The sequence below is a fragment of the Anatilimnocola floriformis genome, assembly GCF_024256385.1.
Lineage (GTDB): Bacteria > Planctomycetota > Planctomycetia > Pirellulales > Pirellulaceae > Anatilimnocola > Anatilimnocola floriformis.
The window spans coordinates 3641451-3657104 of record NZ_JAMLFW010000001.1 but is presented as its reverse complement, the minus strand read 5'-3'; the positions used below and the strand labels follow the sequence as shown (position 1 = coordinate 3657104).

Here is a 15654-nt window from a genome sequence, read left to right as displayed (position 1 = left end):
CCCCATGTCTTTTGTCCTCGATAGGAAGTCCGTACCTTTACGCGGCGCGCGTTTCCCAGCCGAGGATCGTGAGAATCTCGCCGCTGATGTAGCTGGAGTCAGCGTTCGATGCAAAGAATACGAATGCTGGTGCTACTTCCTCTGGTTGGCCAGGACGCTTGAGCGGCGTGTCTGCACCGTGTTCTGCAACCTTGGTGGGTGGCTTGGAAACTGGTTGCAAGGGAGTCCAAATTGGACCCGGAGCGATGCAATTCACGCGAATTCGTCGCTCCGCGAGATTCTGCGCCAGCGATTTAGTGAACGCGTGGATCGCACCTTTGGTCGATGCGTAATCGACAAGGGCTTTGCTTCCCTCCATGCCAGTAATCGAGCCGGTGTTGATGATTGCGCTCCCGGCCTTCAAGTGACCTAGCGCGGCTTTGACCATGAAAAAGTAGCCAGTGATATTGGTCTGGAAGGTTTTCTCCCATTGCTCGACCGTAATATCCTCGAAGTTTTCCTGCGTTTGCTGATAGGCTGCATTATTGACCAGGATGTCCAACTGACCAAACTCGTCGATCGTCAGCTGCACTGCCCGTTGGCAGAAAGTTTTGTCGGTAACATCTCCGGGAATGAGCAATGCTCGCTGCCCTTCCTTCGAGACGGCTTCGGCGACTTCGTCGGCATCGGACTGTTCGGCTGACAAGTAGATGATCGCGACGTCTGCTCCTTCACGAGCGTAAAGAACGGCGACCGATCGCCCGATCCCCGAATCACCGCCAGTGATTAGGGCGACCTTCCCCTTCAACTTGCTGGCGCCAGCATAATCGGGTGCTAAATATTTCGGCCGTGGAGACATTGCCGAATCCAGGCCAGGTTTGACTTGGGATTGCGCGGGGAGCGGAGACTTCGGTTCAGTTTTCATAGTTGTCCTTCAGATTTTTAGTGCGACTCTCGCACGCATCGACTTTCGCAGCGCAGAGTGACGGCAAACTCGGTTCTCTCGGTCAAGAACTTTTCCACTACACTGGCAACGGCGGTTCGAGAGTTGCAAGCGAGGAGATGTTTTTCAGAACACCGAAAGGCTTGTATGCTTGCTTTCTATTCAAGTCGCCTCGGCTGCCTAGGATCGATTGTCGTATCGGTAATCGCATCAATTGCGGCTGTCATGCTATTTCGTGGTTGTAGCAATTGATGGCTTTTGCTGAGTCGCCGCGCGGCATCAGCACGCGGCAACGCTTGGGTTCCCAAAGGATCTATTTGCGCGCCGAGGCTTTTTTGCGAGTAGGCTTCGGCGGGTCGACTTCCTCCACAGCTGAATCCTCTTCGGTCACATCCGTTGCAGGCAGGATTTCATCGAGTGAAATACTCGAAAGCTTTTCGTCGCACTCGGATTCTTCGGCAAGCGTTTGCTCAAGCAGCTTCACGACCTTCGCAAACCCCAGGTGTTCAGCCATCGCTTTGGCGGTGCCGTAAGCTGCGATCTCGTAGTGTTCGACGCGTTGTGCGGCGCCGATCAACGCAGAGTCGATGACTGCCGACTTACCTTCCTCTTCCAGCACTTCCTTACCTTCCTCGATTAGCCCTTCCATGGCCTTGCATTTCTTGCCGGTGAGTTTGATTTTCAGCAACTCGCCAACCTTTTGCAGCCGTTCGATCTGTCCGTTCGTTTCTTTGAGGTGCGAAGTGAATGCGTCCGCGAGTGATTCCGAAGCCGCCTTCTTGGCCAATTTGGGTAGAGCTTTCGTCAACTGGTTCTCTGCGCTGTAGAGATCCTTGATCTGATCTTCGAGCAATTCTAGGAGCGTATCCATCGTATTTTTCCGAGTGCAGCATCGATCGAACCGGTCCAAACTGAAGTAGTCGGCATCCGATGCAATTCAAATTTATGTGGCCAAGGAGCAAACCCTGTTCCGACAGCGGATATTGCCTTGAAAGCGGCAAGCGCGCCGTGCTTGCCGATACATGGGAGGAGTAGCGCGCAAAAAACACCGTCAGCGATTACAGAACTTTGACCTGCCACGCATCTTGCGCGTGAGCAGTCGTCTGCCCATCTGGCAGTTAGTTAGCTACTTCCACGCGCGATGGCAGCCTGCGAAGGTATTTTCACATTCCAAGCCAGCCGAAATGCTTCCAACGAACGGATAACGATATAGCTCACGTCGATTTGCCACCACCACAGTCCGTGGCGGGCAGAGGTGGGAAACGCATGATGAGTGTTGTGCCAACCTTCGCCGAGTCCGAGGATGCCGAACCAAGCATTGTTTCGACTCTCATCACTGCTCTTGAAAGGCCTCTGTCCCCAGACGTGGCACACCGAGTTGATGCTCCAAGTAACATGGTGCACAAATAAAATCCGCACTAGACCGCCCCAGATAAAACCTGTCCACGCGCCACTGACCGATCCCACCAGTAGCCAGCCGATCGCGGCCGGCAGAATCAGGCCCAGCGCAACCCACAAGGGAAACAGCCGACTAACCGCCTGAAGTGTCTTGTTCTGACTCAAGTCTTTCACGTAATTCTGCAGGTCATTCGGCCTGGATCCAAACATCCAGCCCATGTGCGCATGCCACAGGCCGCGAAGCAATCCGCTGATACCCTGGCCTTGGTGATGCGGCGAATGCGGGTCTTCTGGCCCATCGCTGTGCTGATGATGGCGACGATGGAGGGCGACCCACTGCAGCAAGGGGCCCTGAACTGCCATAGAGCCGAGTATCGCCAGGATGACTTGCACCGTTTTGCTCGTATTGAACGAACGGTGAGTGAACAAGCGATGAAACCCGACGGTAATGCCCAAAACGGTAAGCAGGTACATGGAGAACAAGAGCGCGAAGTCCGTCCAACGAAAGCCCCACCCCCAGAGCGAGACGACGGCTGCAACCAAGCCCAGGAACGGAACGATCACAGCAACCAGTAGAACTAAGCGTGCCCACAACGAAACGGGCTGCTGCACACCGGTCGATGCGGGAGCCGTGAGTGGAATCGATCGCTGAAAGTAGTCGCAGTTGGGTATATTGCTCATGTCTATTTTCGCTTTTCGTGAAGTCGCTGGCAGAGAGCAGAGAGCAATCGTCGCGCCCCATCCGGCAATAAGAGCAACGAGCGGAAGCTATTACTTAACTTTGACGCTACAGCGTCTCTGGTCCTTAGCCCTTTTTAGATGTGTGTAATGACGTAGCGAGTCCTGTAGCCAGAAGGACGGCCAGCGTCAGACGCATCAATGTAAGAGAACACCAAGAACGGGATGATTATTTAGACGAGTGGGGCAGACGCGTCGCTGGGTGGCATTTGCTCGTGAATTTGGCAGCTTTTGTACGGCCCGTGTGGTGGGGCTTCGCGTTACATTTCGTTAGGCAAACCCGCTTCGACTTGGATCTTTGCATCTGAAAGTGTCTCACACTCGCCTTCCGCTGGCGGCGCGCCGTGGATGATCGCGCTGGTACTGCGTTTCCATTCATACTGACGCGACACGGTTTGAATGACCGCGACACTGTGGCCGGTGATTCGGTCGATAAGCTCCAACCGTTCTGGTAGATCGGACGGCTTTGTCCAGTGGTAGCGTAGTCTGGTCTCGGTCAACGTCACCCGCTTCGTCGTCCGCATGGCTCAACTCCCGCAAAGAATCCGGGGCAAGGAGCCAAAAAGTTCCGCGGCCCGCAGCGAATAGATTTTATCAACGCAGCATGACGCACCCACTGAGGTGCTGTCTATCGGCAAAAACGCTACGTGCCGTTTTCCCGGGGTTACTGCTGTGCGGGGCGTACTCCGACGTACGTATTCATCATTGGTGCGGCAGCGCAGCCGTCGATTTCCTTTCGAACGACGCCGGTTACTCCGCTTTGCATAGCTCTGGCAGCCCAGTAAGCGGGCGACGAAGCAGCGCTGCCACTCTGCCTGCACGAAACGGAGCGAGCGCGCTGTCGGTCCGATGAGACAGTCGATGCGAAACAAGTCTTGTCGCTCCAAATGTGCCATTCGATTTTGTGGCGAAATCTCCCACAGAGCGAATCGAACCCCTCAGTTAGAATCTGCCTGCGATGGCGCAACGATCGAATGGACTGAGAGGTGGCCAGAACTCATGGCTAGCCGTGTGCCAACCTCAAAACTGAAGTAAAACGCTCGCAAATCAGGCTTTTTTCAGGTCCTGCGATATTATTTCACGGCACACGGGTCCAGCATGCGAGCAGATCTAACGGCTAAGCCGTGAAGGATGCTGAATCAACGCCCTGGCAACTCGAAGATTGCTGGGCACGTCTTCTGCTTAAGTAAACCATGTGGATAATCGCCCAAGCGAATTGTCAGACCTCACCCCAACGAATGTCTTCTACCTATGAGCCTGCACACCTCCTGGAGCCTGCGCATCTTTACCTGCTCCATTCTCGCGATCGTGGGCTGCTCGACTGCCCCCAGCGAAGTTTCGCCGAAAGATAGCGCGCCCGCCGCTACGCCGATGAAGCCAGCGCCAGCCGCGGTGACAATTCTGAATGCCTCTTACGATCCCACTCGCGAGTTCTATTCCGAGTTCAACCAAACCTTTGCAGACGACTGGAAACAAAAGTCGGGCCAGGAGGTGACCGTCAACCAATCGCACGCCGGTTCCGGCAAACAGGCTCGCTCGGTGATCGACGGTCTGGAAGCCGATGTAGTTACGCTCTCGGTCGGTTACGACCTGAATGCCATGTCGCGGAAAGGCTTAATGAGCGAAGACTGGCAGGCGCGCCTGCCGAATAATTCCTGCCCGTACACTTCCACGATTGTGTTCCTGGTCAGGAAGGGAAACCCCAAGGGCCTGCGCGACTGGAGTGATCTGACCAAGCCGGGCGTGGAACTGGTTACTCCCAATCCGAAGACCGGCGGCGCGTCGCGCTGGTGCTATCTCGCGGCTTGGGGATTTGCCCTGCATCGTGAACTGGGAGATTGGAAAGCACTCCAAGATCCGGCCCGCGCTGCCGAGGTGAAGCAAGCCGACGAAAAGGCTCGGCAGTTCGTGGGCGACCTCTACCGGCGAGTGGTCGTGCTGGATTCCGGTTCGCGCGGCTCGGCCCAGACATTCAAAAACGGCATCGGCGATGCCTTGCTCACCTGGGAGAACGAAGCGTTTTTGATGCTGAAACAGCCGGGTGCCGAGTACGAAATGATTGCCCCCAGCATCAGCATTCTGGCCGAGCCGGCAGTGGCGGTGGTTGATAAAGTCGTGGACAAGCGAAAGACTCGCGAAATTGCTCAGGCCTACTTGGAGTACCTCTACTCAGCGCCGGGGCAGCAACTGGTGGCGAAGCACTTCTATCGCCCCGCGTTTCCGGAATTAATCGAAGGCGAGCAGAATAAACAATTCGCTCCGATCAAGTTCTTCAGCATCGCCGAAGTCTTTGGCGGCTGGGACACTGCGCAAGCGCTGCACTTCGACGATGGCGGCGTCTACGACCAGATCTATGCGGAGAAGAAATAGTTAGGCATTGTTATTGCATTGCTGCCGCGAACCGCGGCGATTGCCTCCCCTCCAGCGGATTAGCGCCTCGTTGTCCCGGTTATTTACTGGCGAGCCGTTATCGATGATGGATCAACTGGTTGTGAAGGATCAATTCAATGTTTCTCCAGGCACAACGGCCCGCTTTTCGTGCGTTTACGCTGGTCGAACTGCTGGTCGTCATCGCTATCATCGGCGTCATTGTTGCGCTGTTGCTCCCCGCAGTGCAGGCGGCGCGAGAAGCGGCTCGGCGAATGTCGTGTCAGAACAATCTGCGCCAGTTTGGCATTGCGCTGCACAACTATCACGACACGCACGGAGTCTTTCCGCCTCAGCGACTAGAAGAGCCGAACCACGGTTGGATGTCGATGATGCTGCCACAAATCGAACAAGGAAATCTGCACGCGATTTACAAGTTCAATGTCAACTGGCAGCACGTCGACAATCAGCCGGCGGTTACCACTAAGATCAAGATCGCCGTTTGCCCATCCGCGCCTGGCGCCAATCGCCGTGACACGGTGGTGACCAACAAATTCGCAGCAGTTTCCGACTATGCGATTCCAGGCAACGTCGCCCCTGCACTTTATACGGGCAATGGCTTGCCAGCGGCTGGCGACACCAGAGGGATCATCTCGGGGAATGCCGGCACGCGAATGGCTGAAGTTACCGATGGACTTTCCAACACCATCCTGCTTTTGGAAGATGCCGGCCGGCCTGAGTTCTGGTTGCGTGGTAAGCGCGGTCCGGCTTCGACTAATGATGGCTGTGGTAACGCCGATGTCGTGGATGGCCGAGTAAAAGGCGCCGGGTGGGCTGATCCCGCCAGCGATATCCCGCCCCACAGCTTTGCGGTCAACGGTCTGACTTGCCCCGGACCATGCGTGATGAATTGCACAAACAACAACGAGGCCTACTCCTTTCATCCTGGCGGCATCAGCATCGTGCTGGGGGACAGCAGCGTCCGATTTTTGTCCGACACCATCAGCGTGCGAACTTTCGCCGCCATGATCACATGCGGCTGTGGCGAACTCATCGAATGAACGCGATGTTAAGCCCACAGACGCCTGGGTAGTGCTGGATTAAGTGGACCTAGCCGGGGAAGGTGGAATTAAGGGGAAAGGCGGCGGGACTTCAACCGGTCTTCAAATGACTCCCACGCCCCTGGCCTCAACTTCCGGTCGATCTGCTCCAGGGGCCAGAAAATGATGACTGACCAATTGCCACCAATTCGGTAACGGTCCCAGCTAAGTCTGGCGGTCACCCCCGTAGGGATTGGCCGTTTTACGCCCCCTGGCACAACCAGCGCCAAATAGCTCCCCACGTACAGCACCGGCAGGAGCAGCAGCACGATGGCGACAATCAGGGGTGCGCGGGATTCTCGTTTCATGGCGAGGTTTGGCCGGTGAGGAATTGGGGGTTCATTTGCCGTCGCGGACCTAAGTTGTCAAAGCGGTGGTTACGATTGCAATGAGGGGGCTAGAGCCCCCCTCACGGGTACTACTTTTCTCGCCAGTGAAGTCAGATAATTGGATTGAAAGTGTCACCACGCGCAGGCACAATTGCCGACTGCAAAGGGTGACGAAAATGCCGTTTACGAATGAAGAATTTGAAGAACTGCTGTCTGATCCAGACAAAATTGTAGCTGGCGATGTTAAGTGGTGCGATGACGAAGATCACTCTCCAGCAAAGGAATTCACGCTGGATGTGGCTACTTCGAAAGGCCATCCATTGTTCGTTCGCGGCAGTTACAACCACGAAGCGAAAGCCCTCTCCTATGTCATGATTTTGAAGGGAACAGGGCGCGTTTACGCTCTGGACTTAGGTAAGGACCACCGCAATCCATCAACAGGACAACTAGTCGGAGAGAAGCACAAACATAGATGGAGCGAAGAAAATCGGGACAAAGAAGCCTACGTCCCGAAAGACATTACTGAACCTGCAACTGATCCGCCGGCGGTTTGGAAGCAGTTTTGTGTGGAGGCTGGATTAAAGCACGAAGGAGACTTTCCTTCGCCAGTTCCACAGCCAGGATTTTTCGAATGATCAACCCTTGTGAAATTATCAATCAGCGAAATGGCGAGCTTTTTACGTGCGAATCATTTGGCCGGTACACGAAAATTCACACGCCTTATCTTCTTCCAGATGGCGATGTGATCGATCTGTTCCTTCGCGACGATGGCAACTTTCACACGCTTACCGATCTGGGTGAAACAACACGCTGGCTGCGCATGCAGACAAACGTGTCAAAGCGCACGTCCAGGCAGACTAGTTTGATTTTTGACATCGTTTCAACCCTTGGAATCGAGTTTTTTAAGGGTGCGCTGAATATTCGGGTTGATAACGTAAACGACATCGCGGAAGCTCTCACGCGACTCGGGCAGGGGTGTGTGCGTGTGTCCGACGTATGGTTCACGATGCGTTCACGCGCTGGAGAGACTGTGACCGAAGAGGTGGCGCAATTTCTTACGGAAAACAAGGTCGAGTTTCAGCAGGGCGAGAAACGCCCCGGGCGGTCTGGTCGTGTTTGGACGATTGACTTTCATACCAAGTCGCCAAACAAAAATTCCCTTGTGCAAGTTCTGACGAGCGGGACAAAAGATGCCAGCAATCGCATGACAGAGCATGTTGTAAGTCTCTTTCATGACCTCAGCCACCTGCGCGCCTCAACGGGAAATGGCACTCGTTTCATTTCGCTGTTTGACGATACGGCTGACGTTTGGAAAGAAGAGGACTTCAAATTTGTTGAGTCAATTTCCGACGTTTGCTTTTGGTCGCGCCCAGACGAGTTTCTAAGCGCGATTGTGGCGTGAACCAGCCATTAAGTTTCGCGTCCTTCTGGTATGCGAATACCTTTTGATCAACAACGCTGCTTTCCTTTTTTGGAGAGCAGCCCGCGCATTGGCCGCGCAGCGGATTTATAACCCGCGCTAGGGTGCCGGTATCGGCTGGGTTCGATTCCCCTTCTCTCCGCTAGGACTCTTTGCCTAGCAGCCCGCGAATGGCTTCACTAACCGCATAGGAACGCGTCCAGCCCTTCGCTTCTCGCAGCTTGTCAAACTGCTCCGCCACTTCGCTCGGCACGCTGGCGGTCACTAAAACCGCCTTCCCTTCGGCCCCGGCTTTCCGGCCTGCGCCGTCACGTTTTACAAGTGCCTGGAATGCGGCAAGCGGTTCACGCACAGCACGAACACGCTGGGCGGCATGCGGATCGGCATGGATAAGGCCGTGCAAATCGTCACGCTGCTCGCCGAAGGGATGAGCTTGCGGGCCACTTCGCGATTCTGCAACGTCGATCAGAAAACCATTCTCGAATTGCTCGCCGTTGTCGGTCCACGCTGCAAGGCGTTCCTGCCGCAAGGTGAGCGTCGCCACGGCTCCCAAGAAGTTTCAGATCAGCACCGATGGCCTGCGGAATTACATCTACGCGATTGCCCACAACCTCGGCGAGCGGGTCGATTTCGGCATGTTGATCAAGATATACAAGGGCAACGACAACGGTGGACGCTACAGCCCTGCCCAGATAGTCGGTGCGAAGCGCGAAGCCATCCACGGCAACCCAGACAGCGACAAAATCTGCACTTCTCACACCAAACGCAACAACGGTTCAATCCGCTGCTTCACGAAGCGTATGGGCCGGCTGACTTACTGCTTCAGGAAGAAGTGGGCGAACCACGAATGGGCGCTGGCTCTCCACTTCGCTCACTTCAATTTCTGCCGCACGCACAAAACCCTCAAGGCGACTCCAGCGATGGCCAGTGGATTGGCCCACGACGTTTGGACGGTAGAGAAGTTGCTGCACGCGATTGCAGCCTAGTTCAGTTGGCAGATTCGGCCCCGCGAAACATAGCGGGGCTTTTTCGTGCGCGGGTAGAATGGGGAGATGAAATTTACGCTGCGAGATTTGTTCTGGCTGGTGCTGGTCTGTGCTGTGACGCTTGGCTGGTGGATTGACCGAGCGCAGCTCAGTTCGGATGCGACGAAGTATCGCGATCTGGGTAAAGCCAGCAGGGACCTTGCTGACCATTTTGCGAGACTCAAGGCAACGGGACAAAACCAAAAATAGCGGCAGTTGTTCCCGCCTTATTTTTCGGGTCCACTTAATCCAGCACTACCGACGCCTGGTATCATTCCTTCTCCCGACGCCCTGGGGCGCGATCACAATCTGGGGCGCACCGAAGATAGTCTAGTACCGCCGGTCGTTGCCATAGAACGGCGAATTAAAGTCGTTGGTGAAGTCATTCGCTTCCGCATAGAAGTCGTCATCACCAGTGCCGCCGGAGAGTTGGTCTGGGGCATTGTCGCTGCCGGCGAGGAGCGCGCCGAGCAGGTTGGGTGTGTGGAAGCTCGACCAATTGTTCAGCAGCGAAAGCAACGCATTGTCGGCCGCGTCGCTGATCGAGGTGCTGCTGCCGATGGTGAGTTCGCGGCCTACCAGCAGGTCACTGCCGTCTTGGCCTTCGAGCGAATCGGCGCCCGCGCCGCCGATCAGCAGGTCGTTGCCGATGCCGCCGTAGAGTGCGTCGCTGCCCGCGCCACCGGAGATCACATCGTCGCCGTCGCTGCCGTAAAGTTGATCGAGTCCTTCGCCGCCATAGATGCGATCGTTGCCGCTGCCGGCGTCGATCACATCGTCTCCCGCGCCGCCATAGACATAGTCGTCGCCGTCGCCGGGAAAGAGTTGGTCGTTACCGCCGCCGCCAAACAGCAGGTCAAGACCGCCGAGCGAGCTCAGGACGTCGTCGCCGCCGATCGGCGAATCCTGTTCGTTGAGATTGTCGCCCCACACCACGTTGTTGCCGCCGCTGGCATTGACCCGGTCATTGCCGAGGCCGCCGATGATCGTGTCGTTCTGCACGCCGCTCGAGATGTAATCATCTCCCGCGCCGCCATCGATCGTCGTTGGCGTCAGCACGCCGGCGACCACGATGTAATCGTTCGAATCGGCGCCGTTGATAACAAGCTGATTCGTCACCGCGAAATCACCAAAACCGAATTGCGTGCGTACGCGCACCGTCGTCGCCGTCAGGTTCGACACGATGAGCTGATCGGGACTCGGCGTGCCGACAACGATCAAATCGCCGCCGCTCTGCGTGATCGTTGGTGCTGCTCCTTGCACCACGATCCGCACTGTCGCCGTATCGCTGCTGATTCCATCGGTCACGCGGAACTGAAACAGGTCGAGGCCCGATGCGCCGGGAGTCGGCGTGTAAGTGAACGCGCCGGTTGTTGCGTTAAATGCCGTCAGCGTGCCAAGCACCGGCGGCGTGATGATCGAATAAGTCAGCGTCGGGCTGTCAACATCGGTCGCCGACAACACACCACTGATCGGCGTGCCGGCGACAGTCGAGCGGGTCGCATCGTTGGCATCCGGCGGTGCGTTGTAAGGAACAACAATCACGCTGAACTGCGTCGTTACCACACCATCGTCACTCGTGAGGAACGAACCATCAGGCCCGGCGTCACGCACCGTCACCGTGATCGTCGCCGCGCTGGTCTGAGTCGCCGATGCGAGCGTCAGCGTGCCGGTGGCATTCGGCGAGGTGTAACCGATCGTCGGATTGGCCACGATCGACGGATTGTTGCTCGTCGCCGTCACTTGCAAGGCTTGCGTTTCGCCAAGACCTGCCGTGATGCCGCTGAGCTGCACGATCGGCCCGGCGACGCCGACCATTTGTGTGACATTGGCGATTGAGTTGATCGTCGGCAGCGCGTTCAGCGGAGTCGGCAGAATCGTGATTGTGAACGTCTGCGATGCGCTGGCATCAACGCCGCCGTTCGCCACACCGCCGTTATCTTGCGCGAAAACTGTGACCGTCGTAGTGCCACTCGCGCCGGTTTGCGGCGTGAACGTCAACGTGCCATTCGCAGTAATCGCCGGTTGCACGGCGAAGAGCGACGTGTTGTTGTTGGAAACGTTGAACGTCACCGTTTGGCCGTTTTCATTGGCAGGACCGGCCAAAATCGCCGTAGCCCAAGCAGCAAACGTTTGCGCCGGTTCGCTGAGATGCACGCTGATGTCGGCCCCCTTGGTGAATGACGGCGCGTCGTTGACGGCCACGATGTTGAAGCCAACGGTCGCGCTGCCGGTCGAAAGCGGCGCGGCAGCGCCGTTCGTCGTGCCGTTGTCCTGCGCGATGTAGCTGAAGGAAGCAGCGCCGTTGAAGTTTGCCGTTGGCGTAAAGATCACATTCGTGCCGCTGATCGTTACTGTGCCGCCCGCGATCGCAGTCACACTGGTGACCGTCAGCGTCTGTGCGCTTTCGTTCGTTGGGCCGGTTGAGTCGTTGGCGAGAAGCGCGCTGAACGGAATCGTCCGCACGCCGCTGTCTTCGTTCACGCTTGTAAGCGAATCGTTGTTCGCCGTCGGCGCGTCGTTCACTTCGGTGATATTCAGCGTGAAGGTATCAACCGAGGTCAAGCCAGCGCCGTCGGTCACGGTGAGCGTGATCGTCACGCTGCCGTTGATGTTGGCAGCCGGTGTGATCGAAACGGTTCGGCCACCACCGCCAGTGCTCGCGACAATAATCGCGGCATCGGGAATGATGGCTTGATTCGAAGAACTGCCGACAACCGACAACGAAGCCGCTGCCGTTTCGAGATCGCCGACCGTGAACGCCACGGCCGAAAGCGCGCCGTCTTCGGCAATCGTTTGATTCGGCACATCGCTGATCGTCGGCGCTGTGTTGGCTGCGACGTTGACGGTAAACGTATCGCTAGTCGTCGTCGTGCCATCGCTTACCGTCACTGTGATGATGGCCGAACCGGTCTGGCCAGCGGCAGGAATGACGTTGATCGTCCGGCTCGCGCCGCTGCCGCCGAGCACCAGATTCGCCGCATTATTCGGCACAAGTGTCGCGTTGTTGCTCGTGGCAGTGACGATCAAGCTCGCCGCCGCCGTTTCGACATCGCCGATCGTAAAGCTCAGCGCGCCGGTGCTGCTGTTCACGCCGATGTTCTGATTCACGATGTCGCTGATCGTCGGATCGTCATTCACGGGCGTGATGGTGAACGATACATTCCCCGTCGCCGTCAGCGGCGGCAAACCGCTGTCTTGCACGACATAGGTGAACGACGCCGGACCGTTGTAGTTGAGCGTTGGCGTGAAAAGAACATTCGTGCCGCTGATCGCCACCGTGCCGCCCAACGGCGAACTCACGCTGATGATCGTCAACGTCTGCGTGCTTTCGCCAGGCCCAGCCGAATCGTTGCCCGTCAGCGCACTGAACGCGATCGTCCGCACGCCGCTGTCTTCGGCAATGTTCGACAGCACGTCCGCCGTCGCCGTTGGTGGATCGTTGATATCGGCAATCGTGAACGTAACGGTTCCCGTGCCGGACTGTGGCGATGAAATCCCACCGCTCAAACCATTGTCGGTGATCGTGTATTGAAACGACGCCGTGCCACTAAAGCCCGCAGCTGGCGTGAACGTGATCGTCGTTCCCGCGAGCGAAACGGTGCCGCCCACCGGCGAACCAACCGACGTGATCGCAAACGTCTGCCCGCTCTCGTTCGGCGCACCAGCGTTGTCATTCGCGAGCAACGTGGCGGCTGCAATCGTAAAGGCCGGGCCGTTTTCGGTGGCTAATACACCGAGCGAATCCGCCGTAGCGACCGGCGCATCATTCACATCGACAAGGGTGATGTTGAATGAATCGGTGTCCGTCAGCGTGCCATCGCTGGTGACGATCGTCACCGTCGTCGCGCCATCGCTTGGAGTATTCCGATTCAGCGCCGGTGTGAACTGCAACGTGGCCAGCGCGAGATTGATCTGTACCTGCGGCCCAGCGATCGTGATCGAATTGCTGCCCCCACCGCTGATCGTCGCCGTGCCGCCACCGTTCGTCGCCGCAAACGTACCAACGCCAACCGGCACCGAAATAATCGTCGAAATCGGCGAAGCCCCGGCATCGCCATCGCTCACACTAATCGCATTCCCGCCGACAAAACTCACGACCACATCCTCGGTCGAAAGAATCGGCCCCACCGGCGCACTATTCACCGGCGCCTGCGGCCCACCGGCAGTCACCGCCACGGTCTGCGTCGTCGTCGCGGTCAATCCACCATTCTGCGCGATGGCCACATTGAGCACGCGATTCCCCGCCGCCGCACTGGTCGCAAACGTCACCTGCCGCAGCAACGCCTGCACCCCCGCACTCAGCACTGGATTCGCCGAGCCATTGGCATTAAACGTGACCACCAGGCTTGTGTTATTCAAACCACTCCCTGCGCCACTCGTCGGATAGGTGCCAATCTGCGTTCCATTGAAAGTCACAACCCCCGCGCCAGCGACGATGCCATTCCCATCGATCAGCCCCAGGTTGTCTCCAGCCAATCCGCCGGACGCGTAGGTGATCCTCAAGGATCCACCAGCCAGATTCGAAGCGTCGTTAAACGTTGCAGCGTTAGCAAAAGTCGTCGCAGGAGCGCCCGGTGAATAATTCGTCGTCCCGGCCAATGCTCCAATCGCGCCAATGCCGTCATCGGGAGTGAAGGTAATGCCACGATACAGCACTTCTCCGGCAATGCTGCGCAATACCGACGATGTCGAAGTCGGAGCGGCGTTGTAGCCAGCCGTGTCGGTGAACTTCACCACATTCAAAAAACCACGGGCCGAGTAGAGCGTGACCGTATTGCCAGTCACGACGCCGGTGATGGCGCGGTTGTTAGCATTCCCCGAATTGATCGTGCCGTTGAGCACCCAGCTGCTGCCCACCTTTGAGTACTTTTGAATACCAGCAGTGGTCGTCGATTGTTCGGCGACGTAAAGAGTGTCAACGCCGGGAACGCTCGGATCCAAGTCGGCAAAGAAGAAACCATTGGGGCCGAACACGTTTGTCGTAGTGCCATCGCCCGTGGGAAGTCCAGGAACAAACGTCGCTGTCTGGCCACTTGTCGTCGGCGTCCCTGTCCCTACGGTTTTCAAGCCGCTCGGGGCGCCCGTCGTGTTGTTTTCGTTATCGAGATAGAGCTGACCATCAAAGATTGAAACGTTACGAACATCGTGGTTGCCGACGATCGTCGTCTTCGTAGTTGCCCCGAGCGCTGCATAACGAACTCCGCCCGCACCGGCCAACCAAAACGCACTCCCGTCGATCGATGTCGCGGTCCGTACAATCTGCCCGCTGCCAGCCGTAGTGTCGTAATTGGCGATAGCCGTCGACGTATCGATATCGCCCGCAGTCCCAACCCTGCCGACGACGCGCGGCACCACCGCGCTCGAGGTGGCGTTCAAGTTCGTAGTGCCGCCGAGATCGGCGCCATAGCCGGCCATCACCAGATAACGACCATCGACCGAGAGGGACATCGTTCCTTCGAGTTGGCCGCTTCCGCCCTGCATGATCAATTGCTTCTGCAGTCCATTTGCCGTGGTGGGCAACGCAATGGATTGCACCAGCGCACCCGCAGGAGTGAGCTCATCAATGAACACCGCGTTGCCAAAGCGAGTCAACGTGGACACGCCATCGCTTATCCGCAGCACAGCCAGATTGCCAGGCGTGAAGGCGGCCATCAGCGAACGATCTTCGAGCGATTCTAAGAGGAGCTTGCGACGGCGAAGAGAGGCAGAGGGCCGAGGACGACGAGCTTTCAAAACGACAGACATGGGAATACCTTCGAGCAGTGGGCGACTGCGCGCAGACGCCAAGTAGGTGAGCGCGGACCACCTGCAGATCGACTGCTCGGCTTTAAAAAATTTGGGCGGGAGTTCGAGATAAAACCGCCCTGGGTAAGCGGCAGGCCTCTCCGCCGGCCGCTTACCGCAGGGCCTCTACCTGAATGCATGGATAACAACGGTGTAGGGTCCGCTGCACCGACCGCCCACCACGGCAATCGGAAGCCAAGCTTTCAGGTCAGCAGAAGCCTCTGATGAATTCAGTAGGCAACCGCAGTGAGTGAATGACGATTGGTGAGGAAACTTCCGTGTTTTGAAGGAGCTAGTTACAGCGAAAGACGCGGGCTGCCTGAGACTGCCGCCAACGTAGTTCCATTCGCATGGCTTGCTGCAAAGCTTTGCGGAGAGCGGCGATGTGGGTGTCCGGCGGCGCGATAGCTGCAATTAGGGGGCGGGAGTTGAGCTGGTACATGGATCTGATTCGTAGGGCAAACATGGACAGGCGATGTTTCAACTCAGCAGTGCGTGACCGCCGATGGTCGCGGCCCAATGCGAGTGCTGTGCCAAGCTGAATAATTCAATGATCTTTGGAAAGAAC

12 protein-coding genes are annotated in these 15654 nt (G+C 57.2%); 6 read left to right on the top strand and 6 right to left on the bottom strand.

The window, feature by feature from the left end; all coding sequences use genetic code 11:
- Positions 1 to 37 precede the first annotated feature (37 nt).
- The 4 genes from M9Q49_RS14045 to M9Q49_RS14030 form a co-directional block, all read right to left on the bottom strand.
- The gene (locus M9Q49_RS14045; RefSeq protein WP_254509385.1) at positions 38 to 904 is read right to left on the bottom strand and encodes an SDR family oxidoreductase; all 867 of its coding nucleotides are present in this window, start codon (positions 902 to 904) and stop codon (positions 38 to 40) included.
- A gap of 331 nt (positions 905 to 1235) precedes the next feature.
- On the bottom strand, positions 1236 to 1793 hold the full coding sequence (locus tag M9Q49_RS14040; protein ID WP_254509384.1) for a ferritin-like domain-containing protein: 558 nt from the start codon (positions 1791 to 1793) through the stop codon (positions 1236 to 1238).
- A 251-nt stretch (positions 1794 to 2044) separates the two neighbouring features.
- Entirely contained in the window at positions 2045 to 2884 is an 840-nt protein-coding gene (locus M9Q49_RS14035; protein WP_254509383.1) for an acyl-CoA desaturase, read from the bottom strand.
- A 434-nt stretch (positions 2885 to 3318) separates the two neighbouring features.
- A complete protein-coding gene (locus M9Q49_RS14030) occupies positions 3319 to 3582 on the bottom strand; it encodes a hypothetical protein (RefSeq protein ID WP_254509382.1) in 264 nt (87 codons plus the stop codon).
- Between the two features lie 727 nt (positions 3583 to 4309).
- Here M9Q49_RS14030 and M9Q49_RS14025 point away from each other — a divergent pair.
- The 4 genes from M9Q49_RS14025 (at position 4310) to M9Q49_RS14010 (ending at position 8256) form a co-directional block, all read left to right on the top strand.
- Positions 4310 to 5428: a sulfate ABC transporter substrate-binding protein gene (locus M9Q49_RS14025; protein ID WP_254509381.1), complete on the top strand. Its 1119-nt coding sequence runs from the start codon at positions 4310 to 4312 to the stop codon at positions 5426 to 5428.
- A 137-nt stretch (positions 5429 to 5565) separates the two neighbouring features.
- Positions 5566 to 6486: a DUF1559 domain-containing protein gene (locus M9Q49_RS14020; RefSeq protein ID WP_254509380.1), complete on the top strand. Its 921-nt coding sequence runs from the start codon at positions 5566 to 5568 to the stop codon at positions 6484 to 6486.
- A gap of 544 nt (positions 6487 to 7030) precedes the next feature.
- Positions 7031 to 7489: a DUF6978 family protein gene (locus M9Q49_RS14015; RefSeq protein WP_254509379.1), complete on the top strand. Its 459-nt coding sequence runs from the start codon at positions 7031 to 7033 to the stop codon at positions 7487 to 7489.
- Complete coding sequence (locus M9Q49_RS14010) at positions 7486 to 8256, top strand: DUF1828 domain-containing protein (RefSeq protein ID WP_254509378.1); 771 nt, start codon at positions 7486 to 7488, stop codon at positions 8254 to 8256. The genes M9Q49_RS14015 and M9Q49_RS14010 overlap by 4 nt, the downstream gene beginning before the upstream one ends.
- Positions 8257 to 8416: 160 nt before the next feature.
- Here M9Q49_RS14010 and M9Q49_RS35765 read toward each other — a convergent pair whose 3' ends face one another.
- A complete protein-coding gene (locus M9Q49_RS35765; protein WP_254509377.1) occupies positions 8417 to 8818 on the bottom strand; it encodes a ribbon-helix-helix domain-containing protein in 402 nt (133 codons plus the stop codon).
- Between M9Q49_RS35765 and M9Q49_RS14000 the strand changes: the two genes are divergently transcribed.
- Together M9Q49_RS14000 and M9Q49_RS13995 are read left to right on the top strand one after the other, a co-directional pair.
- Positions 8805 to 9260, top strand: a complete 456-nt coding sequence (locus tag M9Q49_RS14000) for a hypothetical protein (protein WP_254509376.1) — start codon at positions 8805 to 8807, stop codon at positions 9258 to 9260. The two genes, M9Q49_RS35765 and M9Q49_RS14000, sit on opposite strands and share 14 nt — an antisense overlap.
- A 66-nt stretch (positions 9261 to 9326) precedes the next feature.
- Positions 9327 to 9509 (top strand): hypothetical protein, encoded by a 183-nt coding sequence (locus M9Q49_RS13995; RefSeq protein ID WP_254509375.1) that lies wholly within the window; start codon positions 9327 to 9329, stop codon positions 9507 to 9509.
- A 120-nt stretch (positions 9510 to 9629) separates the two neighbouring features.
- Here the strand turns inward: M9Q49_RS13995 and M9Q49_RS13990 are convergent, their stop codons facing one another.
- Entirely contained in the window at positions 9630 to 15047 is a 5418-nt protein-coding gene (locus tag M9Q49_RS13990) for a tandem-95 repeat protein (protein ID WP_254509374.1), read from the bottom strand.
- Positions 15048 to 15654: the final 607 nt, after the last annotated feature.